Below are 24,318 nucleotides of genomic sequence, written 5' to 3' on the forward strand. Positions count from 1 at the left end.
GTTCCCCAGGGAACCGGACGAACCCGATCCGACAGCCGGCCGCCGGGGTGGGGGTGGCCACCCCCACCCCGGCTCCGCATCCTACGCGGCAAACCAACTCTACGTCATTCCACTAAGACGAGGACGAACGGTGGAGCGGTGGGTCGCGCCGACCTCCCATTCCGCCGTCACCCCGGACTTGTTCCGGGGTCCACCCCTCCTTGCGCGCATAGCTCGAACCTATTGCCGTTACGCTCGCCGCACGGTGGACCCCGGAACAAGTCCGGGGTGACGAGGGAGCGAGACACCCCCCTATCCCGAAAAATCCGCCCCCAGCGATTGCTCCCGCCGGCCCTCGATCTCCGCCAGCCGCTCCTTGAGCTTGGCGGTGACCGTCTCGAACCCGAACTTCCCCAGCACCAGATGCCGGGGCGGGTTGGGCTCCTGCGTCACCGCGATGATCGCCTCGCCCGCGCGCACCGGATCGCCGGGCTGTTTGCCGCTGTAGCCCTTCGTACTCGCCAGCCGCTTCCCCGCCGTCTCGGCATAGTCGGTGATCCGCACCGGCGTCTGCTGGAGCGAACGCCCTGCCCAGTCGGTGCGGAACGGCCCCGGCTCGACGCAGGTCACCGCGATGCCGAGCGGCCCGACCTCGGCGGCGAGCGCGTCCGACCAGCCCTCGACCGCATGCTTTCGCCAGCGCCAGCGCGTGATCCTGCGCACCCTCGACCAGATCGGTGACACGATCCGCATCGCGCGCGGTAACGACCACGCGCCAGCCGCGCTGCCGGACCGGCCGGGCGAGGTCGCGGCCGAAGCCGGTGGAACAGCCGGTGACGAACCATACCGGCGAATCGGGAAGCGCCATGATCGACAGCCTTGCAGGGAGGAATATCCGCTGCAATGCGGCGAGCCGGTGCGGGTTCCGTCAGTTGCCGTCCAGCTTGGCGCCGATCGTCGCGAACGGCCGCGACAACAGGCCGAATACGCCTTCCGCCACGAACACCGCGCTTCCCCCCAGGACAAGGGCCATTACCACGAACTGGAAACGGGCGGCGAAACGGCGACTGCGCGCCTCGCGCTCGGCGATCGGGACGACGCGCCGTTCGCCGCGCCGATCCGGCCCGGTCGCGCCGGGTTCGCTGCCCGGCTTGTGCGCCGGCGGCTTGGCGGACACGACGCCGTCGATATCGATGCGGTCCTGCGTCCGGACGCCGAAATAGGGGCCCTTCTGCCACACCACCCGGCCGACGATGATATGGTGGATGCGGCGGATCTCGATGATCGTGCCCGTCGGCTGTTCGGTGTCCGCGGTCGCCAGCAGTCCGCGCGACGACATGTTGTGGATCAGCACGTCGCCCCAGTCCGCGCCCGACCGCATGCGGGCCCTCACCAGCACCTTTCGCCGCGGCTCGCGCTGCTTCACCATGAGCGGTACGGACACGCTGGCAGGAGGACCGGAGGCTTCATTCCACCGTCCTGCCCGATCAACGTTAAGAGTCGGTAATTGACCGATCTTGACCGGTCGCCGTGCACGCGAATGCCGGCGGCCCTCACCGCCGGCACTCGCGTGCATCGACCGACGGTTACAGGCCGACGATGCCGCCGTCCGTCTTGGTGATGACGATCGTCGCCGAGCGCGGACGGCCGCTGCCGGTGCCCGTCGCCTGGCTCTGCGGCCAGTTGCTGGTGATGCTGGCGGGGCTGCCATTCTCGCCGGGATGCTGGATGTTGACGAAGATCGCGCGGCCGTCCGGCGTCGAATCGATGCCGGTGATCTCGCATTCCTTGGGCCCCACGAGGAAGCGTTTGAGCGTCGTGCCCGGCGCCTTGCCGATCCGCGTCGTCTGGCTGGCGGTGGCGCCGCCCAGGCTGTTGGTGATCGTACGCGCGGCCCCGTCGCCGACGCTGCCCGGGATCGCCGCGAGCAGCATGCAGTTGGTGACGTCGGTGTAAGCGCCGTCGTCGGTCTCGATCCACATCAGCGGCGTCCCCTGCCCCGCGACGTTGCTCGGCCGCGCGAACCACAAGCCGTCGGGCGAGGAGAAGTCGTTGGTCGCGTCGAGATTCGACAGGTTGATGTTGGCGGGGTTGAGGTCGCTGCCCGCGCCGAAGGCGTAGATGTCCCAGGTGAAGGTCAGCGATTCGCTGCTGTCGCCGGTCTCGCGGAAGCGGATGATGTGGCCGTTGGCATTGCCGTTGGTGGCGCCGCCGGTGGTCTTGGGATCGGTATAGGCGCGCGGGTTGGCGGCGTCGGTGGTGGCGACGGTGCGCGACGCATTGTTGGTCAGCGTCAGGTACATTTCGCCGTTGACCGGATTGACCGCGGTCCATTCGGGGCGGTCCATCCTGGTCGCGCCGAGCGCGTCGCCGGCGAGCCGCGCATGCGTCAGCACGTCGGCCTGGCTGGCGAAGGCATAGGTCGCGTTGCTCGCGGCCAGCGGCCCCTGCCCGAACACCAATGGCAGCCACTGGCCGCTGCCGTCGGCGTCGAGCTTCGCGACATAGAGCGTTCCGGTGTCGAGATATTTGTCGCCGATCGCGAGGCGGTTGGTCGCGGTCGCATCCGCCGCCGCCCAGGTCGCCGACGAGACGAACTTGTAGACGTACTCGTTCTGCGCGTCGTCGCCCATGTAGAAGGCAGGACGGACGCCGGGAACCGTGCGGCCGACGACGCAGCCTTCATGGTTCATGCGGCCGAGCGCGGTGCGCTTGCGCGGGACCGAGGCGGCGTCGAACGGGTCGATCTCGACCACCCAGCCGTACTGGTTGGGTTCGTTACGGAAATCCTCGATGCCGTTCGCCGCCTTGGTCGGATCGATCGTCGCGTTGAACTTGGCGATGCGCGTGTCCCCGGCGGCCGGCGCGGCGGCCGTCGTCCAGCCGTAATTGCCGGTGCGCTCGCTTAGGCCGTAGCGGGCGAAGGCGACGGTCGACTTGGCGCCGACCGCGGCGGTGCGGCGCGCGTTGTCGCCGGTGTCGCGGCGGAAATAGCCCGCCCAATTCTCTTCGTTGGTCAGATACGTGTTCCACGGCATCGTGCCGTTGGCGCAGTTGTTGATCGTGCCGCGCCCGGCGACGCCGGTCGGCGAATAGGCGGTGAACAGCAGCGAACTGCCCGCGACCGGCCCCGAGAAGCTGGTCGGCGTGAACGGCGTGATGCGGCGGTTGAGGCTGCCGGTAGCGACGTAGCTCCAGCTGCCGGTGCCGCGCGTGATCTCGATCACGCTGACGCCGTGGCATTCCATTTCCTTCAGCACCTCGGCAGTCGGGCGGACGCCGCCGCTGCTCGTCGCGCCGTTCGGGTGGAGATAGGCCTGGGTGATGTTCTCGTGGTTGAGCACCAATAGCCCCCGGCTGCTGTTGCCGGCGTCGGGCGCGTTGCCGCTGGCGGCGAGGCCGAAATAGCTCATGCCGTCGTGGTGGTCGCCGGCACGCGCCGAATAGGTCGTGTCGGTGCCGTCGTTGGCGAAGGCGCCGACGGTGCCGTTGATCGGATCGCCGAGCCGGTACAGCACGGTCACCTGATAACCCGACGGCACGGCGACGACGTCGGCGAGGCTCTTGGGCACCGCGGTGAAGTCGAGCGTCGCGGGGGTGACGGTGACGGTCGTGTCGGCGACCGAGCGGAGGCCGTCGGTCGAGGTGCTGGTGAACTGGAAGCCGAGCACGGTCGAGGCGGTCACCGCAGGCGCGGTGAAGCTGGCCGTGGTGGTGGCGGCATTGGCGAGGCTGACTATCGGGCCGCTGGTCTGCGTCCACACGGTCGCGCTGGCGGCGGCGCCCGTCACGGTGCCGTTGAGCGTCACGGTCTTGCCGGTCGAGGTGGTGACCGCGCCACCCGCGGTGACGGTGGCGGCGCGGCGCGTATCGTCCTTGTCGCAAGCCGTCAGCATCGCGCCCCCGAACACCGCCGCGGTCATCGCCGACAACCCGCCGCGCAGCGTCTGCCGCCGCGAATAGCGCGACGCGATCAGGTCGCCGATGTGCGGATTGCCGCTGGTGTTGGTGTCGATGTCGCCATCGTCGTAGCCGATCGTGGACAGGCTCTGGATCGTCATGCGTGTTCCCCCCGGGTAGGCGGCTACCGCGCCGCGATGCGCCGGCTTTGGCGGGGAAAAGCGGCAGCGGGGTTGCAGCGGAGTGACGGGGGGATGAAAGCCGCATGACGGAATGAAGTCGGGCGTTGGGGGGTGCTGCGCTTTCCCCAATATATCCGTCACCCCGGACTTGTTCCGGGGTCCACCGGGCCGCAAGCGTCGCGCTCGTGCCTCCAACCTTGCGCCTCGCCGCAGAGTGGACCCCGGAACAAGTCCGGGGTGACGGAGTATGTGAGGCGGTGGCGTACTCCGCATCACCCGCCACCGCCCGCCATTGACTCCACCCCCCGTTCCGCTATGAGCGCGCCCTTGCCGGCGGGTCCGCCCGCCGTGCATCCGTCCGAGACAGCAGGTGCCGCGGGATTCGCCCCGGCTTAATGTCCTGCCGAGACGGGGACAGGAATTCGAACGATCGGTTCGCGTCAGCGCGCCAGTCTGCCGCCCTTCACGGGTGCCTTCCCCATCGATGGACAACCCCGGCGGGGTTTTCCCCTCCGGTTTGTAACCGGACACGGCGTTTACGCGCCATGTTCATCCGGGTCCCATCAAAGTATTACTTTGATGGGTGCCCTAAACGTGGAGAATGGCATGGATCGTGCTCAAAAGGCCGCGGCCGTTGCCGAGTTGAATCGCACCTTTTCCGAAGTCGGCGTGGTAGTCGTTACCCGCAACAACGGAATGACGGTTGCCCAGTCGACCCGACTGCGCAACGCGATGCGGGACGCCGGCGCGACCTACAAGGTCTCGAAGAACAAGCTTGCCAAGATCGCACTCGATGGCACCGATTACGGCTCTGTGGGCGACATGCTCACCGGTCCGGTCGGCCTCGCCACCTCGATCGACCCGGTCGCCGCAGCGAAGGTTGCGGTCGAATTCGCGAAGACGAACGACAAGTTCGAAATCGTGGGCGGTGCGATGGGTGCGACCGCTCTCGACGTCGCCGGCGTGCAAGCGCTCGCCACCCTGCCCTCGCTGGATGAACTCCGGGCGAAGATCGTCGGCCTCATCGTGGCTCCCGCCACGAAGCTCGCGACCATCACCCAGGCTCCCGCGGCGCAGATCGCGCGCGTGCTGTCGGCCTACGCCGAGAAGGAAGCCGCCTGACCTTCAGGCGCGCTTGGACAAGCGAATTTCAACTGACACTGTGGGGCGCCTGCCCCGACATATGAAGGAAGTACCATGGCAGACCTGAACGCGCTCGTTGAGAGCCTGAGCGAACTGACCGTCCTCGAAGCCGCCGAGCTGTCGAAGCTGCTCGAAGAGAAGTGGGGCGTTTCGGCCGCCGCTGCCGTCGCCGCTGCCCCGGCAGCCGGTGGCGCCGCTGCGCCGGCCGCCGAAGAGAAGACCGAGTTCGACGTGATCCTGACCGGCGACGGTGGCAAGAAGATCAACGTCATCAAGGAAGTCCGCGCGATCACCGGCCTGGGCCTGACCGAAGCGAAGGCTCTCGTCGAGGGCGCGCCGAAGGCCGTCAAGGAAGGCGTGAACAAGGACGAGGCCGAGAAGGTCAAGAAGCAGCTCGAAGAAGCCGGCGCGACCGTCGAGCTGAAGTAAGCCGCAGGATCGGGCCCGCTTGCGCGGCCCCGATCCAAGGCCGGCCGGCGCGGCCATAAGCCGCGTCCGACGTCATGGGCTTCGCCCATGACCGGCCCGGTTCAAGCGACAAGAGAAAGGGCGGCTCCCCGCGAGGGAAGCCGCCCTTTTTCGTGCGCGAGACCTACGCAACTCACGTCACCCTCACCCTTCCACGCCTGCGGCGCTCCCTCCCTCTCCCGTCGGGAGAGGGAAAAGACGCCGAAGGCGGCGAAGGGTGAGGGTGCGCGCGATGGCCCTGCCTAGCGCTCGATCGCCGTCCCATACGGCCGCACGCCGAGTTGCTCGTGCATCCGCGCCGGCTGGTCGAGCCAGAAGGGCGCGAGCTTGGCGCTGTCGACGCGCTCGACGCCCACCGCGAACGCCGCGGCGCTCTGGCCCGGAACGTCCGTGCCCACTTCGTAGAGCGCGTTGACCGCGACGACCGGCACGAACATCGCCCGGCCACCGGCGGCGAGCGGCGCGATGTCGGTACGCGGCAGCGCGACGACGAGGCGGACGCGGCGTTCCTCGCCGGGCGCGAGCGCGAACGGCGGCGTCGCCGGGCGCACGACCGGTTGCGCGAACAGCGGCGCGACATCGCCCCCCTGCCCCGCCGCGGCGCCGATCAGCGCCGCACCGATGCGGATCGCGGCGGCGGGCGCCGACCCATCGTTGCGGACCAGCAGTTCCGCCTCCACCGTCGCGCTGAGCAGGTTCAGGCCGGCCCGCCGCGGCGACAGCGCCAGCGTCAACCGCCCCCGCTCGCCGACGACCGGCGCGGGATCGGGCAACACTGGCGGCGCGGGCGCGGGCACCGGACGCGGGACGGCGGCGACCGGCACCGGCTCTTCGCGATCGTCCGTTTCGTCCGGACGGCGGCGACGCCACCACCACAGCCCCGCGCCGCCGGCGATCGCGACGAGCACCGCGCCGATCGTCCAGCCGTCTCCCCATCCGTTATCCGCCGATGGCGTGGTCGATACCGCTGTCGGTGCCGGTGTCGGCGTCACGACCGGTGCCGGCGCGAGGGTCGGCGTAGCGACGGGAGTGGTGGTCGCGGTCGGGCTCGGCGCCGGTGTGGCCGTTTCGACCGGCGTCGGCGTCGCCCGTGGGGTCGGGGTTGCCTGCGGGGTCGGCGTCGCCCGTGGCCGCGGAGTCGCGCTGGCCGCAGGGGTCGGCGTCGCGGTCGGCACTATGACGGGCACCGGCGTCGGTGTCGGCACGGGCGTCGGCCGCGACGACGGCAGGCTAAAGTTGTCGAGCCCCGGCAGCGTCTGCGGCACCGTCGTATTGCCCGTCTGGGCGGCGGCGGGCAGCGTCGCGGTGCCGGCCAGCAAAAGCGCGACCGCGCCGAACCGCGCGCGCGGCGATATGTTCGTCAACCTTGTTCTCACCCGGAAAGCCTTGCGCGCTCCTGCGTGAACCGTCTACGACCGCCACCCGCGCTGCGACGAACCGCCCCGTCGCGGCGGCGGGGCGAAGCGGGCGGCGGGCGCAATCGCTGTTGGAGCGGGGCTGGCGCCTGCCCCTTTGACAGGAAGCGACGGCTGTCCTATATCGGCGCCTCACCACAGCTTTCGGGACATGATGCGCCGTCGCGCAGCGCATCGTACGAATAGGGGGCTGCGGTTTCATAGACGCTCAAGGCCGACGCACGAAGGTTGCGATCGGCTTTTTTGCGTCGCTTCTCGCGTCCCGCTCCGGGGGTTCCCGGGCACGACATTCGGCTGACGCCAGCCGCGACTGAGGGCAGATAACGATCATGGCCACCAAGGCGATCCAGGGCAGCACCGCCAAGCGGCGCATCCGCAAGATCTTCGGGGACATCCACGAAGTCATCCAGATGCCGAACCTGATCGAGGTTCAGCGCGAGAGCTACGAGCAGTTCCTGCGCTCGGACAAGAGCACCGGCCACGTGTCGGGCCTCGAAAAGACGCTGCGTAGCGTCTTCCCGATCCAGGATTTCGCCGGCACCGCCTATCTCGACTTCGACGATTACGTGCTCGAGCCGCCGAAGTTCGACGTCGAGGAATGCCGCCAGCGGGGCATCACCTATGCCGCGCCGATGCGCGTCACGCTGCGCCTGACCGCGTTCGAGGTCGATCCCGATACCGAGGCCAAGTCGGTCATCGATATCAAGGAGCAGGACGTCTACATGGGCGACATGCCGCTCATGACCGAGAACGGCACCTTCTTCATCAACGGCACCGAGCGCGTCATCGTCAGCCAGATGCACCGGTCGCCGGGCGTCCTCTTCGACCACGACCGCGGCAAGACGCATGCCTCGGGCAAGTATCTCTTCGCCGCGCGCGTCATCCCGTATCGCGGCTCGTGGCTCGACTTCGAGTTCGACGCCAAGGACATCGTCAACGTCCGCATCGACCGCAAGCGCAAGCTGCCGGTGACGGCGCTGCTCTACGCGCTGGGCATGACGAGCGAGGACATCCTCAACTATTTCTACAACCGCGTGACCTATGTCCGCGGTCAGGGCGGCTGGATCATCCCGTTCGCCGCGGAGAACTGGCGCGGCGTCAAGCCGCTGTTCGACATCGTCGATGCCTCGTCGGGCGAAGTCGTGTTCGCCGCGCAGCAGAAGATCAGCCCGCGCGCCGCGAACAAGGCAGCGAAGGACGGCCTCACCCAGCTGCTGATCCCGACCGAGGAGATCTTCGGCCGTTACTCGGCGTACGACCTCATCAACGAGACGACGGGCGAGATCTACGTCGAGGCCGGTGACGAAATCGGGCCTGACAACCTCGAGGCGCTCGACAAGGCGGGCATCGACACGATCGAGCTGCTCGACATCGACCACGTCTCGACCGGCGCCTGGATCCGCAACACGCTGAAGGCCGACAAGGCCGAAGAGCGCGAGCAGGCCCTCAGCGACATCTATCGCGTCATGCGCCCCGGCGAGCCGCCGACGCTGGAGACGGCGGAGGCGCTGTTCGCCGGCCTGTTCTTCGATCCCGACCGCTACGACCTGTCGGCCGTCGGCCGCGTCAAGCTGAACATGCGCCTCGACCTCGATGCCGAGGATACGGTGACGACGCTGCGCAGCGAGGACATCCTCGCGGTCATCAAGACGCTGGTCGGCCTGAAGGACGGCAAGGGCGAGATCGACGACATCGACAACCTCGGAAACCGCCGCGTGCGGTCGGTGGGCGAGCTGCTGGAGAACCAGTATCGCGTCGGCTTGCTGCGCATGGAACGCGCCGTGAAGGAACGCATGTCGAGTGTCGACGTGTCGACGGTCATGCCGAACGACCTCATCAACGCCAAGCCCGCGGTGGCCGCGGTGCGCGAGTTCTTCGGCTCGTCGCAGCTGTCGCAGTTCATGGATCAGACCAACCCGCTGTCCGAAGTGACGCACAAGCGTCGCGTGTCGGCGCTCGGGCCGGGCGGACTTACTCGGGAAAGGGCTGGCTTCGAAGTCCGCGACGTCCACCCGACCCACTACGGCCGCATCTGCCCGATCGAGACGCCGGAAGGCCCGAACATCGGTCTCATCAACTCGCTGGCGTCGTTCAGCCGGGTCAACAAGTACGGCTTCATCGAGACGCCGTACCGCAAGGTCGTCGACCACAAGGTCACCGACGACGTCGTCTATCTGTCGGCGATGGAAGAGGCCAAGCACACGATCGCGCAGGCGTCGGCCGAGCTGACCGCAGACGGCGGCTTCGCGGAGGAGCTGGTGTCGTCGCGTCAGGCGGGCGAGTTCCTGATGGCGCTGCCCGACAACATCACGCTGATGGACGTCAGCCCGAAGCAGCTGGTGTCGGTCGCCGCGTCGCTCATCCCGTTCCTGGAGAACGACGACGCCAACCGCGCGCTGATGGGTTCGAACATGCAGCGTCAGGCGGTGCCGCTGGTCCGCGCCGAGGCGCCGTTCGTCGGCACCGGCATGGAAGAGACGGTCGCGCGCGATTCGGGCGCGGCGATCTCGGCCAAGCGTGCCGGCATCGTCGACCAGGTCGACGCCAGCCGCATCGTCGTGCGCGCCACCGGTGAGGTCGATTCGGCCAAGTCGGGCGTCGACATCTACACGCTGATGAAGTTCCAGCGGTCGAACCAGTCGACCTGCATCAACCAGCGTCCGCTGGTGAAGGTGGGCGACGTGGTCAACGCGGGCGACGTCATCGCCGACGGCCCGTCGACCGAGTTCGGCGAGCTGGCGCTGGGCCGCAACGCGCTCGTCGCGTTCATGCCCTGGAACGGCTACAATTACGAAGACTCGATCCTCATCAGCGAGCGGATCGTTAAGGACGACGTGTTCACGTCGATCCACATCGACGAGTTCGAGGTGATGGCCCGCGACACGAAGCTCGGGCCGGAGGACATCACGCGCGACATTCCCAACGTCGGCGAGGAAGCCCTGCGCAACCTCGACGAGGCGGGCATCGTATACGTTGGTGCCGAGGTCGAGCCGGGCGACATCCTCGTCGGCAAGATCACGCCGAAGGGCGAAAGCCCGATGACGCCGGAAGAAAAGCTGCTCCGCGCGATCTTCGGCGAGAAGGCCAGCGACGTGCGCGACACCTCGCTGCGTCTGCCGCCGGGCGTTGCCGGCACGATCGTCGACGTCCGCGTCTTCAATCGCCACGGCATCGACAAGGACGAGCGCGCGATGGCGATCGAGCGCGAGGAGATCGAGCGGCTGAAGAAGGATTCGGACGACGAGCGCACCATCCTCAACCGCGCGACCTGGTCGCGTCTGCGCGAGATGCTGCTCGATCAGGTCGCCACGGCGGTGCCGAAGGGCCTGAAGAAGGGCGCGACGATCGACATGGACCTGCTCGACAGCGTCGACCGCCACGAATGGTGGAAGTTCGCGGTTGCCGACGACAAGGTCCAGGGCGATCTGGAAGCCGTCAAGCAGCAGTATGACGAGGCCGCCAAGCGGATCACGGACAAGTTCCACGACCGTCGCGAGAAGCTGGAGCGGGGCGACGAGCTGCCGCCGGGCGTGCTCAAGATGGTCAAGGTCTTCGTCGCGGTGAAGCGCAAGCTGCAGCCCGGCGACAAGATGGCCGGCCGTCACGGCAACAAGGGCGTCATCAGTCGCATCCTGCCGCAGGAGGACATGCCGTTCCTCGCCGACGGGACGCCGGTCGATCTGGTGCTCAACCCGCTGGGCGTGCCAAGCCGCATGAACGTCGGGCAGATCTTCGAAACGCATCTCGGCTGGGCCGCCCGCAATCTGGGCATGCAGGTCGCAAGCGCGCTCGAGGACTGGCGCGAGGCCAATCCGGACGCCAAGGCGGGCGAAATGCCCGACGCGGTCAAGGCGCGCCTCGTCGAGGTCTATGGCGATCATTATGCCGAGGACATCCAGAGCCGCGAGCCCGAGGAGATCGTCGAGCTGGTGCACAACATCCGCACCGGCATCCCGATGGGCACCCCCGTGTTCGACGGCGCGCGCGAAGCCGACGTGTCGGCGATGCTGGAGCTGGCGGGTCTCGACACGTCGGGCCAGTCGGAGCTGTTCGACGGACGCACCGGCGACAAGTTCGACCGCAAGGTGACGGTGGGCATTATCTACATGCTCAAGCTGCACCACCTCGTGGATGACAAGATCCACGCGCGTTCGATCGGGCCGTATTCGTTGGTCACCCAGCAGCCGCTGGGCGGCAAGGCGCAGTTCGGCGGCCAGCGCTTCGGCGAGATGGAGGTCTGGGCCTTGCAGGCCTATGGCGCCGCCTACACCTTGCAGGAAATGCTGACGGTGAAGTCCGACGACGTCGTCGGCCGCACCAAGGTCTACGAGGCGATCGTCAAGGGCGACGACACGTTCGAGGCCGGCATCCCCGAGAGCTTCAACGTGCTCGTCAAGGAAATGCGCAGCCTCGGCCTCAACGTCGACCTCAAGACCATGCAGGACGTGGACGACGAGGGCGGCATCGCGATCGCCGCGGAGTAAGCCACCACTCTCCCTCTCCCAAAGGGTTCCCATCAAAGTATTACTTTGATGGGTTCCCTGGGAGAGGGAGGGAGCGGCCGAAGGCCGCGGAAGGGTGAGGGTGATCCGTCACTCGCCCTCACCTTCCCACTCGGCTTCGCCGAGCGGGCCCCTTCCTCTCCCAGCGGGAGAGGAGAAAGATTTGAAAGAGGTTCATCCCCATGAACGAACTGACCAACTTCGCGAACCCGATCGCCAAGCCCGAGACTTTCGACCAGATTCAGATCGGCATCGCATCGCCCGACAAGATCCGTTCGTGGTCGTTCGGCGAGATCAAGAAGCCCGAGACGATCAACTATCGCACGTTCAAGCCCGAGCGTGACGGCCTGTTCTGCGCGCGCATCTTCGGTCCGATCAAGGATTACGAGTGCCTGTGCGGCAAGTACAAGCGCATGAAGTACAAGGGCATCGTCTGCGAGAAGTGCGGCGTCGAGGTCACCGTGTCGAAGGTCCGCCGCGAGCGGATGGGCCATATCGAGCTCGCCGCCCCGGTCGCGCACATCTGGTTCCTGAAGTCGCTGCCGAGCCGCATCGGCCTGCTGCTCGACATGCAGCTGAAGCAGCTGGAGCGCGTGCTGTACTTCGAGGCGTATATCGTCATCGAGCCGGGCCTGACCCCGCTCGAGAAGTTCCAGCTGATGACCGAGGACGAGCTCCTCGAGGCGCAGGACCAATATGGTGAGGACGCGTTCTCGGCCGGGATCGGCGCCGAGGCCGTGCGCATCATGCTCGAAAGCCTCGATCTCGAAGGCGAGAAGGTCGCGCTGCTCGAAGAGCTGGCGACGACCAAGTCGGAACTGAAGCCCAAGAAGATCATCAAGCGCCTGAAGGTCGTCGAGAGCTTCCTGGAATCGGGCAACCGTCCCGAATGGATGATCCTCGAAGTCGTGCCGGTCATCCCGCCCGAGCTGCGCCCGCTGGTGCCGCTCGACGGTGGCCGCTTCGCGACGTCGGATCTCAACGACCTGTATCGCCGCGTCATCAACCGCAACAACCGCCTGAAGCGGCTGATGGAGCTGCGCGCGCCGGACATCATCGTCCGCAACGAAAAGCGCATGCTGCAGGAAGCGGTCGACGCGCTGTTCGACAACGGTCGTCGTGGCCGCACGATCACCGGCGCCAACAAGCGTCCGCTGAAGTCGCTGTCCGACATGCTGAAGGGCAAGCAGGGCCGCTTCCGCCAGAATTTGCTCGGCAAGCGCGTCGACTATTCGGGCCGTTCGGTCATCGTGACCGGGCCGGAACTCAAGCTGCACCAGTGCGGCCTGCCGAAGAAGATGGCGCTCGAGCTGTTCAAGCCGTTCATCTACGCGCGCCTCGACGCCAAGGGCCTCAGCATGACCCTGAAGCAGGCGAAGAAGTGGGTCGAGAAGGAGCGCAAGGAGGTCTGGGACATCCTGGACGAGGTGATCCGCGAGCATCCCGTGATGCTCAACCGCGCCCCGACGCTCCACCGCCTCGGCATCCAGGCGTTCGAGCCGGTGCTGATCGAGGGCAAGGCGATCCAGCTCCACCCGCTGGTCTGCTCGGCGTTCAACGCCGACTTCGACGGCGACCAGATGGCCGTGCACGTCCCGCTGAGCCTCGAGGCGCAGCTGGAAGCGCGCGTCCTGATGATGTCGACCAACAACATCCTGAGCCCTGCGAACGGCAAGCCGATCATCGTGCCGTCGCAGGACATGGTGCTGGGCCTCTATTATCTGTCGATGCTCAAGGAAGGCGAGCCGGGCGAAGGCATGCTGCTCGGCGACATGGCGGAAGTGCATCAGGCGCTCGAAGCCAAGGCGGTGACGCTGCACACCAAGATCATCAGCCGCGTTCCGCAGACCGATGAGGCGGGCAAGCAGTACCTCAAGCGCTACGAGACGACGCCGGGCCGCATGCTGCTCGGCGAGACGCTGCCGAAGTCGTCGAAGGTCCCGTTCGAGACCGTCAACCGCCTCCTCACCAAGAAGGACGTGGGCGACGTGATCGACGAGGTCTATCGTCACACCGGCCAGAAGGAGACCGTGCTGTTCGCCGACGCGATCATGGCACTGGGCTTCCGTCACGCCTTCCGCGCCGGCATCTCGTTCGGCAAGGACGACATGATCATCGCGCCCGACAAGGACGTGCTGGTCGACGAGACGCGTGATCAGGTGAAGGACTTCGAGCAGCAGTATCAGGACGGCCTGATCACGCAGCAGGAGAAGTACAACAAGGTGATCGACGCCTGGAGCCGTTGCGGCGACCAGGTCGCGAACTCGATGATGAACGAGATCAAGGCTGTCCGTCATTACGAGGACGGTCCCAACAAGGGCCGCGAGAAGGACATCAACTCGATCTACATGATGGCCCACTCGGGTGCCCGCGGTTCGCAGGCACAGATCAAGCAGCTCGCCGGCATGCGCGGCCTGATGGCCAAGCCGTCGGGCGAGATCATCGAGACGCCGATCATCTCGAACTTCAAGGAAGGCCTGACCGTCCTCGAATATTTCAACTCGACCCATGGTGCTCGTAAGGGTCTTGCGGACACCGCGTTGAAGACGGCGAACTCGGGGTATCTCACCCGCCGTCTCGTCGACGTGTCGCAGGACTGCGTCATCGTCGAAGAGGATTGCGGCACCGAGCGCGCGCTGGAGATGAAGGCGATCGTGCAGGGCGGTTCGACGATCGCCAGCCTCGGCGAGCGTATCCTCGGCCGCACGACGGCAGAGGACGTGGTCGACGCCAAGACCGGCAAGGTCATCATCCCGACGGGCACGCTGCTCGACGAGCCGATGATCGCGCAGATCGAGGGCCTGGGCATCCAGGGAATGAAGATCCGCTCGCCGCTGGTCTGCGAGAGCAAGATCGGCGTCTGCGGCAAGTGCTACGGGCGTGACCTCGCCCGCGGTACGCCGGTCAACATCGGCGAGGCGGTCGGCGTCATCGCCGCGCAGTCGATCGGCGAGCCGGGTACGCAGCTGACGATGCGCACGTTCCACATCGGTGGCGCGGCGCAGCTCAACGAGCAGTCGAACCTGGAGGCGCCGGTCGACGGCACCGCCGAGTTCCGCGACCTGCGCCTGATCGTCGACCAGCGTGGCCGCCGCGTGGTGCTGTCGCGTTCGGGCGAGATCGCGATCGTCGACATGGACGGCCGCGAACTCTCGACGCACCGCATCCCCTACGGCGCCTATGTGATGTTCGACGACGGCCATATGCTGTCGAAGGGCGATCGCATGGCCGAATGGGACCCGTTCACCATGCCGGTGATCACGGAAAACTCGGGTATCGTGAAGTACGTCGATCTGACCGAGGGCAAGACGCTCACCGAGCAGACCGACGAAGCGACCGGTATCGCCCAGCGCGTCGTCATCGAATATCGCACCTCGACCAAGTCGAAGGAGGATCTGCGTCCGCGCCTGACCCTCACCACGACCGAGGACGGCGAGGCGGCCCGCTACATGCTGACGACCGGCGCGGTGCTGTCGGTGGACGACAATGCGCAGGTCCAGGCCGGCGACGTTCTCGCCCGCGTCAGCCGCGAGTCCGCCAAGACCCGCGACATCACCGGCGGTCTGCCGCGCGTCGCCGAACTGTTCGAAGCGCGCATCCCCAAGGAAGCGGCGATCATCGCCAAGGTTTCCGGCCGGGTCGTGTTCGGCAAGGACTATAAGGCGAAGCGCAAGATCGGCATCCAGCCCGAGGACGGCGGCGACGTCGTCGAGTATCTGGTGCCGAAGTCGAAGGTGATCGACGTTCAGGAAGGCGACTACGTCAAGCGTGGCGACAACCTGATCGGCGGTTCGCCCAACCCGCACGACATTCTGGAAACGATGGGGATCGAGCCGCTGGCCGAATATCTCGTCAGCGAAATTCAGGAAGTCTATCGACTGCAGGGCGTGAAGATCAACGACAAGCACATCGAGACGATCGTTCGTCAGATGCTGCAGAAGGTCGAGATCACCGACGGCGGCGACACCACGCTGCTGAAGGGCGAACAGGTCGATCGCGAGGAGATGGACGCGACCAACGAGAAGCTGGAGAAGAACCAGCAGCCTGCGCACGGCAAGCCCGTCCTGCTCGGCATCACCAAGGCGTCGCTGCAGACCCGCAGCTTCATCTCGGCGGCGTCGTTCCAGGAGACCACCCGCGTCCTCACCGAGGCAGCGGTCCAGGGCAAGCAGGACACGCTGATGGGCCTGAAGGAGAACGTCATCGTCGGCCGCCTGATCCCGGCGGGCACCGGCGCGGGCATGAACCGCCTGCGCGTCGCGGCCTCCAGCCGCGATGCGGCGCTGCGCGCGCAGCAGCGTTCGCTGGCGGCGGCGATCGTCGCCCCCGCCTCGGCCGCGGAACTCCGCGCCGCCGAGGAGCAGCGCTCGAAGCGCGAGGACACCGGCACGGGTTCCGACCCGCTCGCCGAGGTCGTCCCCTCGGGCGACGGCAGCGACGAGGCCGCGGGCGAGTATCTGAACCAGGAGTGATCCTCCGGTTCGGGTTCAGGCCCGATGAGATGAAGAGCCGCCGTCCGGGTCACCGGGCGGCGGTTTTTCGTTGGGCGGAGGCGGCGCGGCGATGGTCGCTCCCGGCTCCCTCGTCATTCCCGCCACCTCACTAGTCATCCCATGCCAAGTCGCCCGTCTTCCTGCCCCCTCCCCTCGTCATCCCCGCGAAGGCGGGGATCCATAGTCCTCGACGTTCATGGGACCCATGACCCTTCGTGATTATGGATCCCCGCCTTCGCGGGGATGACGAAGGTTGCGCGACAATATCGAATAACAACGAATCACTTGCCGTTTATCAATAATTCTATACATCTCCCACCCATGGGAGGACCACGCATGACCCGCTCCGATCGGCTGCTCAAAGCCTCCATCCTGGTGGTGCAGGCATTCCGCATCGCCAATGCCGCCGCGGTGTTCCTGTTCGTCGCGGCGCTGATCGCCACGCTCCCCGGCGCCGAATGGGTCGAGGCCGCGCTGCTGCGCAAATACCATCACAGCGTTGATCCGGGCGCCGTCATCGCTTTCATGCAGGTGACGATGCTGTTGTCGCTGCCGGTCGGCTATGCGATCGAGCGGCTGCTGGCGGCGCTGCGTGCGATGCTGCGTACCGTGCAGGACGGCGAACCGTTCGTCGGCACCAACGCCGCGCGGCTGCGCACGATCGGCTGGATGCTGCTCGTCGTCCAGTTCGCCGATCTCGCACTCGGCGGCGTCACCGCGGTCGCCGGCATGCTCCACATCGAGTTCCTGCCATGGCAGCCGAGCTTCACCGGCTGGATCGCGGTGCTGATCGCCTTCGTGCTGGCACAGGTGTTCGAGCGCGGCGCGGCGCTGCAGGCCGATCTGGACGGCACCGTCTGATGCCCGTCCGCGTCCATCTCGACGATGTGCTCCACGCGCGCCGCATGACGCTGACCGAGCTCAGCGAGCGCGTCGACATCACGCTCGCCAACCTGTCGATCCTCAAGACCGGCAAGGCCAAGGCGATCCGCTTTTCGACGCTGGAGGCGATCTGCACCGCGCTCGCCTGCCAGCCGGGCGACATCCTCAGCTTCGATCAGGAGACGTTATGATGCGGGCCATTCGCCGGTTCCTTGCCGATCTGTTCGGCGCCTATGCCGACGGCGCGCGCGTCGTCGCGGGCCTGCCGCTGCTGTTCGGCGCGATCATCGCATGGGAGTTCGCGCAGCACGTCGTCGAATATCGCATCGGCTTCTTCGACAGCAAGGAAATCGCCAAGGCGGTGTCGCTCGATCCGTCGCGTATGGCGCTCGGCTGGGTGAAGATGATCCTCGTCTATGTCGGCGGCTTCTTCGCGATCCGCTTCCTCGTGAACGGCAGCGCCAGAGGCGTGATGACGCCGCGCTGGGGCACGATGGTCCGCTACCTCCCCTATATCGCCTATGCGCTGACCATCTTCGCGCTGATCTTCTACGCCCGCGCGCTCGTGCCGGCGGAGCGGGTCACCGCTTTCCGCGGCACCGTCGGGCTGATCCAGATCGCGGTCGAGCCGCTGCTGATGCTGTGGATCGTCTCCGCAGCCACCGACGGCCCGGTGCGTACCCCGTGGCACTCGGCACGGCGGATCGGCAGCGGCTATGTCCGCGCGCTCGCGCTGTTCTTCATCGGACGGATGCCGATCGGTGCCGCGCATCAGTTCCTCGGCACCTGGGCGATCGGCCGGGCGACGCCGCTGCTCTGGCCGATGCTGGTACTGGACGCCGTGGTCGTCGGCCTGCTGATCGCGATCATCCCGGCGATCTACGTCCGCGTCGCCGCCCGCCGCGACCGGCAGGACGCCGCCCCCGTCACCGCACGCGCGGATGCTCCGTATCCGCGCTGATGACCTGTTGGGGTTCCTTCCCCATCGTCCGCGCGATCGTCTCGAACCTGCCGTCCACGATACGGATCTCGTTGAAGGCGGGCGGCGAATGGCGGGTGCGCTTGGACAATGTGCCCGCGCCGATCATCCGCACCGTCCGCCCGTTGCGCTCGACCGGCAGGTCGAAGGGATCGTGGACATGCCCCGACAGCACCGCATGCGCCCCCGCCTCCGCCAGCGCGGTCAGTGCGCTGTCGCCGTGGCGGGTGCGCCCCGTTCCCTTCGCGCCGCCATCGATCAGCGGATGGTGCGCGGCGACGAGGATCAGGTTCCCCTTGGGCGCAGCATCGATCATCGCCAGCGCGCGGCGTAGCGAGCCGCGGCTCACCCGCCCCTTCGACCAGTTCCACCGCCATTGCGCGCGCGCGATCGTCTTGAGCGGCACGATGGTGACGTCGGGCAGATCGAGCTCGCGCTCGATCATCTTCTCGATCGCGGCATAGCGCTGGTACGGCGCGAACAGGCGACGGAACGGGTCCCAGTAATAAGGGATGTCGTGGTTGCCGACCTCCAGCGTCACCGGCACGCCCAGGCTGCGCAGCCAGTCGCCGCCGCGCTGGAACTCGCGGCGCGTCGCGCGCATCGTCAGGTCGCCGGTCATGACGACCGCGTCGGGCGCCTCCGCCGCGACGCGTTCCCCGAACCAAGCGATCGCCGCCGGGTCCTCCGCTCCGAAATGCACGTCGCTGACGTGGAACAACCGTATCATGCCGGCGGTGCTAGTCCCCGTCACACCGGTTCGGCAAGCCGTGCGGGTTCGTGCATCGGGCAGCCGTTGAACTTGCTGCGGAAGTCCGACGAGAAGATATAGGTGTCCTTGCGCGCGCGATTGACGTTGCCGAGCGGCCGGTGCGCGGCGATGCCGTGCCAGATATTGTAGGACAGCGCCTCGTCCGTCTTCTCCGATTCCGCATCGGCCCAGCTGTTCTGCGCAGGCACCTCCAGCGTCGCGACGGTGATGAACGGGCTTTGCGCCTGATCCCATTCGACGCGCGGATCCTCGACCGGCATCGCGTCGAGATCGGTGTTGAGCTGCACGCGCAATTCCCAGATGCCGCCATGCGCGACCAGTTCCTCGCGCACCGCCGCCCGCAGCGCATCGGGATCCTTGCTGGTATCGACCGTCTCGTTGGTCAGCGCGAGCAGCTCGGACGACACCGGGAACAGCCCGATCTTGGCGATATGGTCGCCATAGCGATACGGCGTCTGGCTGTAATAGGTCTCACCCAGCGGATGGACGTGCGGCGCGCCGCCCAGCTGCTGCAGCGTCGGCGAGGGGTGGCCGATCGCCTCCAGCCCCGCCTCGACGCCGCGCAGCACCTTCGACAGCACCGTCTTGCCGCCCTCCGCCTTGTCGGTGGTCTTGGCGAGCAGCTTGAGGTTCTTGAGGAACGCCTTGGCATCGGGTGCGGTGAACACCGGGCCGTTGACCATGATGAAGTCCTGCGTCGCGTCGCCTTCCGATCCCGGCAGGCGCTCGCCCTCGACGCCGATCACCTTGAGCGCGAGGCCGCGCGGCAGGCCGATCGCATCGGGCAGGATATCGCCGGCGTTGGTCGACAGGCGGATCACCGCTTCGTAGCGGCCAGGCCGCGCGAAGATCCCCTGCGCCAGTTCGGCGGGCAGGTCGCCCGCGACCGTCAGCGTGCCGCGCGCCAGGCCATGCGCCTTGGCATGCACCGATCGCACCGCGCGGCCATAATCCTTCGACGTCGTCTCCAGAATTTCGCGAAACGCGTCTTTCAATTGCGCGATCGTCTCGCCCTCATCGGCTTCGATCTGTTCGACGTCGGGCGAGTAACGAACCGGCATGGTGGCGAGCATGTCGAACAATCCTTCATAGTTCGCCGCTCCCAACCCCCGGAAGCGGGATCGCGTTCCCGGCCGGTCGTGCGCTTGATCCATGATATCGTGGCGTGGATTGTAAATCCGGTGCGGCGGGCGCATGCTGGTCCGAACCGATAAAAGAGAAACGATGGCGATCTCTCATTCCAGCGAATCCCCCGCCGCGCCGACCATCGCGGGCGGGGCGCCGCTCGATCTCAGCGCGTGCGACCGCGAACCGATCCACATCCCCGGCGCGATCCAGCCGCACGGGCTGCTGCTGATCGCCGATGCCGAGGGCGAACATCGCGTGCTGGCGGGTGCCGGCGACCTCGAGGAGCGGCTGCGCGACGACTGGCTGGGCCAGCCGCTGGCGGTCCTGCTGGGGCAGGACGTCGCCGCCCTGCTCAACAGCCTGCCGGGCGGGCCGAACGCCAGCGTCCCCGCCCCGGTCGCGGGCGTAGACGAACGCTTCGCGGTGACGCTGCACCGCGCCGGCGGACAGCTGCTCGTCGAGCTGGAACCGATCGGCGCCGAACCGATGACCGCGGCGAACGCGCTCGCCTGGATCGATGCGGTCACCGGCAGCTTCGAACGCGCGGGCGACAAACAGGCGCTGTTCGATCGCGCGGCCGTCGCCTTCCGCGCGCTGACCGGGTTCGACCGGGTGATGATCTACCACTTCCTCGACGACGACGCCGGCTGCGTCGTGGCCGAGGATCGCGTGCCCGAACTGGAGACCTTCCTCAACCATCACTTCCCCGCCTCCGACATCCCGAAACAGGCGCGCGCGCTGTACGTGCGCAACCGCACCCGCACGATCCCGCTGGTGGACTATACCCCTGCCCCGCTGCGCCCGGCGGGGTTCGCCACGAGCGACCTCAGCGACGTCGCGGTGCGCCACGTCTCGCCGATCCACCTCCAGTATCTGCGCAACATGGGGGTGGGCGCGTCGGCGTCGATCTCGATCGTCAAGGACGGGCTGCTGTGGGGCCTCGTCGCGTGTCACCACCGCACCGCGCGGCTGCTGCCCCCCGACATTCGCAGCGCCGCGGCGACGCTGGCCAGCGCGCTCGCCCGCCAGATCCGCGCCAAGGAAGAGGCGGCGGCGTATCGCGAGCGGCTGACGCTGCGCGCGATGGAGGACAAGGTCGTCCCCCGCCTCAACAGCGAGGAACCGCTGCGCGCCGCGGTGCAGGCGGTGAAGACCGAATTGCGCGACATGCTCGACGCCGACGGCTTCGCGCTCGTCTCGCGCGACGATGTCGAGGTGATCGGCCATTGCCCGCCCGCCCCCTTCCTTGCCGATATCGTCCGCTGGGTGCGCGACCGCGGCAACGAACCGGTCGCGACGCACGAACTGTCCGCGCTGTTCGCGCCCGCGCGCGATCACCTCGCGCAGGCCAGCGGGCTGCTCGCGCTGCCGCTGCACGACGAGGATGCGACGCTGGTGTGGCTGCGCGCCGAACGGATCGAGAAGATCGCCTGGGCGGGCAATCCGCACAAGGCGACCGCGCTCGCCACCAACGAGACGCTGACCCCGCGCGCCTCGTTCGCCAGTTTCTCGGAAACCGTGCGCGGCCGCTCGCGCCGCTGGACGCTGGAGGAGATCGAGGCGGCGCACCGCCTGCGCCGCCGCTTCCACGAGGCGCACCAGCATCTGCAGGTCCGCTTGCTCAACCGTGAACTGACCCGCACGCTGCGCGAAAAGGACGCGTTGCTGGCGCAGAAGGACGTCCTGATGAAGGAGGTCAACCATCGCGTGCAGAACAGCCTGCAGCTGGTCGCCTCGTTCCTGCGGTTGCAGGCGAAGACCGCGGGCGCCGGCCCGGTCGCCGATCATCTGGCGGAGGCGCAGGCGCGGCTCGCCGCGGTCGCGCTGGTCCACCGCCGGCTGTATCGCGACGATCAGGTCGAGAGCGTCGACCTGTCGCGCTACATCGACGAACTGGTCGCCGACATGCGCACCTCGCTCGGCGCGGAATGGGGCCGGCATATCCGCCTCGACCTCGCGCCGATCCTGGTGCCGACCGATCGCGCGGTGAACATCGGGCTGATCCTCACCGAACTCGTCATCAACGCGACCAAATACGCCTATGACGGCGGTGCCGGCCCGCTGGCGGTGGTGCTCGAACAGCATGGCGGCAAGCTGCGCCTGATCGTCGCCGACGAAGGACGCGGCAAGGGCACGCCCGGCGCGACACGCGAAGGCTTCGGCAGCCGGATGATGACCGCGATGGTCCAGCGCCTGTCGGGCACGATCGAATACGGCGACAACCAGCCCGGCCTGCGCGCGATCATGACCGCACCGATCGCCGAGGACTGATCCCGCCGGATACGCACTGACCCAATATGGGGAGTTGTTTTTCAACCGAAATGAGTTTCCCCTAACAGAAGCTTCATGGGTCGCGGTTATACCGCCTCGCGAACGACGAGAATGCGAGACGCGACCCATGACTACGCCCTCCTACGACGGTGAACGGCACGCCCCCGGCGGCACCCGTTCGGGCCAGGGCATGGTCGCGACCGTCGCATCGCTTGCCGCGCCGTCGCGGTTCGCACGGCTGTCGTCGTGGCTGGGCAGCGGTGCCGGCCACACCGCCGAACGCGCCATGCCGCTGCGCACGCCCGCCGCCGAGGCCCGGCGCGATGCCGCGCGGCGCCTGTTCGCGCAGATCGGCGAATTCCTGGCAACGCACGACCTGTCGCCGACCACCGAAAATTTCCGCATTGCGCGCTGCTACGTCCTCGGCGAGGATCATCTGCTGACCCGCGCGATCGACCGCCAGTTGCTCGAACACGGGCGGCTCGACCCCGCCTTCGTCGACCGGCTGGTGGCGTGCGATACCGCCGACGCGCTCGATGCCGGGCGGATCGCGACGATGGCCGACACGCTCGCCGCGCGCCTCGCCGAATCCGAACGCGTCATCCGCCAGGGTCATGCCTCGACCCGCGATTACGAAAGCGCGCTGACCGCCGAGGCGGGGGCGCTGCGCCGCGATCCCGGCGGCACGCTCGAACGGCTGATCGACCTCACCGCCACCGCGGTCGCGCGCACCCAGCAGCTCGCCGACCGGCTCGAGGAAACGCATCGCGAGACCGCCAGCCTGCGCACCCATCTGCAGGAGGCGCGCCGGGCCGCGGACGAGGATCACCTGACCGGCCTGCCCAACCGCCGCTGCTTCGACACGCGGCTGCATGCCATGGAAACCGCCACGGCGGCGGAGAATGCCGCGCCTTGCTGCGTCGCGATCTGCGACATCGACGATTTCAAGGCGATCAACGACCGCCACGGCCACGACACCGGCGATCGCGTGCTCAAGCTGATCGCCGCGCAGCTGGTCCGCGATCTCGGCCGCGGCGTTCTCGTCGCGCGCCATGGCGGCGAGGAATTCGCCTGCCTGTTCGAAGCGCTGGGGCCGCAGGACGCGATCGATCGCCTCGATGCCGCGCGACAGAATCTCGCCGCGCGTATTCTGGTCAATCAGGTATCGGGCGAAGGGATCGGCTCGCTCACCTTCTCCGCCGGCGTCGCGCCGCTGTGCGGCGACCCCGGCGCGGCGATGCGTGCCGCCGACGAAGCGCTCTACCTCGCCAAACGCCGCGGCAAGAACCGCGTCGTGCTGTCAGACCAGGCTGACGACTGACGGTCGTCCGTCGAGGTAGACACTCGCCGGATCGTCGATCGGAAACCCCTGCGCGGCGGCATTGGCGACGATCAGGCGGATGTGCGCATAGGTCCGCTCCTGCGTCTCGGCCGCCTCGGGCCGTTCCAGCCAGCCGCGCGACACCAGATAGCCGTCGCGCACGCGGACCAGCGGGCCACCCCCGGCGATCAGGAGCTTCAACCGCCGCCGTACCGTCGTCTCGGGCAGGTTGAGCACGCGCGACAGCACCCCCGGCCGCACCGCATGATCCGGGCCGACGGGCACGCCCGCATCGCCGCGACGCTGCAGATTGGCAGCGAGCACGGTCGAGAACAGCACGAGGTCCAGCCAGTTGCGATGCACCGCCCGGTTGCTGTCGGCGGTCGCCAGCATCACGTCCACCGCCGCGGCGATCCCGACATGCCGGTCATAGGGTCTGGCCGGGGGGCGCTGCGACGGCAGTTCGCCCGACCGCGCCAGCGCCTCGACGAAGCGGACGAAACTGTCGTGCGACAGCCGCATCAGTTCGGCGACGTCGGGCTGTTCCAGCACCTCGGGCCGGACCATCACGCCGCCGCGGCCGCGCACGCACAGCCCCTGTTCGGTCAGCGCGATGACGTGGCGCCGCACCGTCTCGAACGACCGCGACAGCGAGATCGCCAGCGAATGGGTCGAGATCGCCTTGTCGCGGGAACTGCGCTGCAGGCTTTCGCGGACGATCAGCGAAAAGATGGCGAACCGATCGACGTCGCCATCGAAACTCCGCATGCCCGCGGCGTTGATGCTGGTCTGCATCTCGGCCAGCAGATGCGTGATTTTGCCGAGCGCCAATCCCATGCGTTGCAGCCCCCTTCCCCGCGCCAAACGCAGATGGCAGGTCATG

At 67.5% G+C, this 24,318-nt stretch carries 16 protein-coding genes; 9 read left to right on the forward strand and 7 right to left on the reverse strand.

The window, feature by feature from the left end:
• Positions 1-291: 291 nt before the first annotated feature.
• The 3 genes from M9979_RS02575 to M9979_RS02585 all read right to left on the reverse strand — a co-directional run bounded on the left by M9979_RS02575 (position 292) and on the right by M9979_RS02585 (position 4,040).
• Positions 292-702 carry a Rossmann-fold NAD(P)-binding domain-containing protein gene (locus M9979_RS02575; protein WP_254287779.1) on the reverse strand — a complete coding sequence of 137 codons (411 nt, stop codon included), beginning with the start codon at positions 700-702 and terminating at the stop codon, positions 292-294.
• Positions 703-907: 205 nt separating this feature from the next.
• On the reverse strand, positions 908-1,360 hold the full coding sequence (locus M9979_RS02580; RefSeq protein ID WP_254287780.1) for a hypothetical protein: 453 nt from the start codon (positions 1,358-1,360) through the stop codon (positions 908-910).
• Between the two features lie 205 nt (positions 1,361-1,565).
• Entirely contained in the window at positions 1,566-4,040 is a 2,475-nt protein-coding gene (locus tag M9979_RS02585; RefSeq protein ID WP_254287781.1) for a PhoX family protein, read from the reverse strand.
• A 627-nt stretch (positions 4,041-4,667) separates the two neighbouring features.
• Here M9979_RS02585 and rplJ point away from each other — a divergent pair.
• Complete coding sequence (gene rplJ, locus M9979_RS02590) at positions 4,668-5,183, forward strand: 50S ribosomal protein L10 (RefSeq protein ID WP_254287782.1); 516 nt, start codon at positions 4,668-4,670, stop codon at positions 5,181-5,183.
• 75 nt (positions 5,184-5,258) lie between these two features.
• The gene (gene rplL / locus M9979_RS02595; RefSeq protein ID WP_254287783.1) at positions 5,259-5,633 is read left to right on the forward strand and encodes a 50S ribosomal protein L7/L12; all 375 of its coding nucleotides are present in this window, start codon (positions 5,259-5,261) and stop codon (positions 5,631-5,633) included.
• Between the two features lie 281 nt (positions 5,634-5,914).
• Here rplL and M9979_RS02600 read toward each other — a convergent pair whose 3' ends face one another.
• The gene (locus tag M9979_RS02600; protein ID WP_254287993.1) at positions 5,915-7,036 is read right to left on the reverse strand and encodes a hypothetical protein; all 1,122 of its coding nucleotides are present in this window, start codon (positions 7,034-7,036) and stop codon (positions 5,915-5,917) included.
• 380 nt (positions 7,037-7,416) lie between these two features.
• Here M9979_RS02600 and rpoB point away from each other — a divergent pair, with 380 nt between their 5' ends.
• From rpoB to M9979_RS02625, 5 genes are all read left to right on the forward strand, one after another.
• Positions 7,417-11,571 (forward strand): DNA-directed RNA polymerase subunit beta, encoded by a 4,155-nt coding sequence (gene rpoB / locus M9979_RS02605; RefSeq protein WP_254287784.1) that lies wholly within the window; start codon positions 7,417-7,419, stop codon positions 11,569-11,571.
• 200 nt (positions 11,572-11,771) lie between these two features.
• Positions 11,772-16,061, forward strand: a complete 4,290-nt coding sequence (rpoC, locus tag M9979_RS02610; RefSeq protein WP_254287785.1) for a DNA-directed RNA polymerase subunit beta' — start codon at positions 11,772-11,774, stop codon at positions 16,059-16,061.
• A gap of 357 nt (positions 16,062-16,418) precedes the next feature.
• On the forward strand, positions 16,419-16,943 hold the full coding sequence (locus M9979_RS02615; RefSeq protein WP_254287786.1) for a DUF2975 domain-containing protein: 525 nt from the start codon (positions 16,419-16,421) through the stop codon (positions 16,941-16,943).
• Complete coding sequence (locus tag M9979_RS02620) at positions 16,943-17,155, forward strand: helix-turn-helix domain-containing protein (protein ID WP_254287787.1); 213 nt, start codon at positions 16,943-16,945, stop codon at positions 17,153-17,155. The genes M9979_RS02615 and M9979_RS02620 overlap by 1 nt, the downstream gene beginning before the upstream one ends.
• Complete coding sequence (locus tag M9979_RS02625) at positions 17,152-17,925, forward strand: hypothetical protein (RefSeq protein ID WP_254287788.1); 774 nt, start codon at positions 17,152-17,154, stop codon at positions 17,923-17,925. The genes M9979_RS02620 and M9979_RS02625 overlap by 4 nt, the downstream gene beginning before the upstream one ends.
• Here M9979_RS02625 and M9979_RS02630 read toward each other — a convergent pair.
• Together M9979_RS02630 and M9979_RS02635 are read right to left on the reverse strand one after the other, a co-directional pair.
• Complete coding sequence (locus M9979_RS02630; protein WP_254287789.1) at positions 17,891-18,673, reverse strand: metallophosphoesterase family protein; 783 nt, start codon at positions 18,671-18,673, stop codon at positions 17,891-17,893. The two genes, M9979_RS02625 and M9979_RS02630, sit on opposite strands and share 35 nt — an antisense overlap.
• Positions 18,674-18,693: 20 nt before the next feature.
• Entirely contained in the window at positions 18,694-19,788 is a 1,095-nt protein-coding gene (locus tag M9979_RS02635) for a catalase family protein (RefSeq protein ID WP_254287790.1), read from the reverse strand.
• Positions 19,789-19,939: 151 nt separating this feature from the next.
• Between M9979_RS02635 and M9979_RS02640 the strand changes: the two genes are divergently transcribed.
• Together M9979_RS02640 and M9979_RS02645 are read left to right on the forward strand one after the other, a co-directional pair.
• Positions 19,940-22,114, forward strand: a complete 2,175-nt coding sequence (locus M9979_RS02640; RefSeq protein WP_254287791.1) for a histidine kinase dimerization/phosphoacceptor domain -containing protein — start codon at positions 19,940-19,942, stop codon at positions 22,112-22,114.
• Positions 22,115-22,241: 127 nt separating this feature from the next.
• Positions 22,242-23,435 (forward strand): GGDEF domain-containing protein, encoded by a 1,194-nt coding sequence (locus M9979_RS02645; RefSeq protein ID WP_254287792.1) that lies wholly within the window; start codon positions 22,242-22,244, stop codon positions 23,433-23,435.
• On the opposite strand, the gene M9979_RS02650 is transcribed toward M9979_RS02645, so the two are convergent.
• A complete protein-coding gene (locus tag M9979_RS02650; RefSeq protein ID WP_254287793.1) occupies positions 23,415-24,317 on the reverse strand; it encodes a DeoR/GlpR family DNA-binding transcription regulator in 903 nt (300 codons plus the stop codon). The two genes, M9979_RS02645 and M9979_RS02650, sit on opposite strands and share 21 nt — an antisense overlap.
• Position 24,318 lies beyond the last annotated feature (1 nt).

The organism is Sphingomonas liriopis, assembly GCF_024211255.1.
GTDB lineage: Bacteria > Pseudomonadota > Alphaproteobacteria > Sphingomonadales > Sphingomonadaceae > Sphingomonas > Sphingomonas liriopis.

What these genes read in the sequence shown, in the direction of transcription:
- M9979_RS02580 (WP_254287780.1), bottom strand. Translation starts at nt 1,360, where the DNA reads ATGCGGTCGGGCGCGGACTGGGGCGACGTGCTGATCCACAACATGTCG.
- M9979_RS02585 (WP_254287781.1), bottom strand. Translation starts at nt 4,040, where the DNA reads ATGACGATCCAGAGCCTGTCCACGATCGGCTACGACGATGGCGACATC.
- rplJ (WP_254287782.1), top strand. Translation starts at nt 4,668, where the DNA reads ATGGATCGTGCTCAAAAGGCCGCGGCCGTTGCCGAGTTGAATCGCACC.
- rplL (WP_254287783.1), top strand. Translation starts at nt 5,259, where the DNA reads ATGGCAGACCTGAACGCGCTCGTTGAGAGCCTGAGCGAACTGACCGTC.
- rpoB (WP_254287784.1), top strand. Translation starts at nt 7,417, where the DNA reads ATGGCCACCAAGGCGATCCAGGGCAGCACCGCCAAGCGGCGCATCCGC.
- rpoC (WP_254287785.1), top strand. Translation starts at nt 11,772, where the DNA reads ATGAACGAACTGACCAACTTCGCGAACCCGATCGCCAAGCCCGAGACT.
- M9979_RS02615 (WP_254287786.1), top strand. Translation starts at nt 16,419, where the DNA reads ATGACCCGCTCCGATCGGCTGCTCAAAGCCTCCATCCTGGTGGTGCAG.
- M9979_RS02620 (WP_254287787.1), top strand. Translation starts at nt 16,943, where the DNA reads ATGCCCGTCCGCGTCCATCTCGACGATGTGCTCCACGCGCGCCGCATG.
- M9979_RS02625 (WP_254287788.1), top strand. Translation starts at nt 17,152, where the DNA reads ATGATGCGGGCCATTCGCCGGTTCCTTGCCGATCTGTTCGGCGCCTAT.
- M9979_RS02630 (WP_254287789.1), bottom strand. Translation starts at nt 18,673, where the DNA reads ATGATACGGTTGTTCCACGTCAGCGACGTGCATTTCGGAGCGGAGGAC.
- M9979_RS02635 (WP_254287790.1), bottom strand. Translation starts at nt 19,788, where the DNA reads ATGCTCGCCACCATGCCGGTTCGTTACTCGCCCGACGTCGAACAGATC.
- M9979_RS02640 (WP_254287791.1), top strand. Translation starts at nt 19,940, where the DNA reads ATGGCGATCTCTCATTCCAGCGAATCCCCCGCCGCGCCGACCATCGCG.
- M9979_RS02645 (WP_254287792.1), top strand. Translation starts at nt 22,242, where the DNA reads ATGACTACGCCCTCCTACGACGGTGAACGGCACGCCCCCGGCGGCACC.
- M9979_RS02650 (WP_254287793.1), bottom strand. Translation starts at nt 24,317, where the DNA reads ATGACCTGCCATCTGCGTTTGGCGCGGGGAAGGGGGCTGCAACGCATG.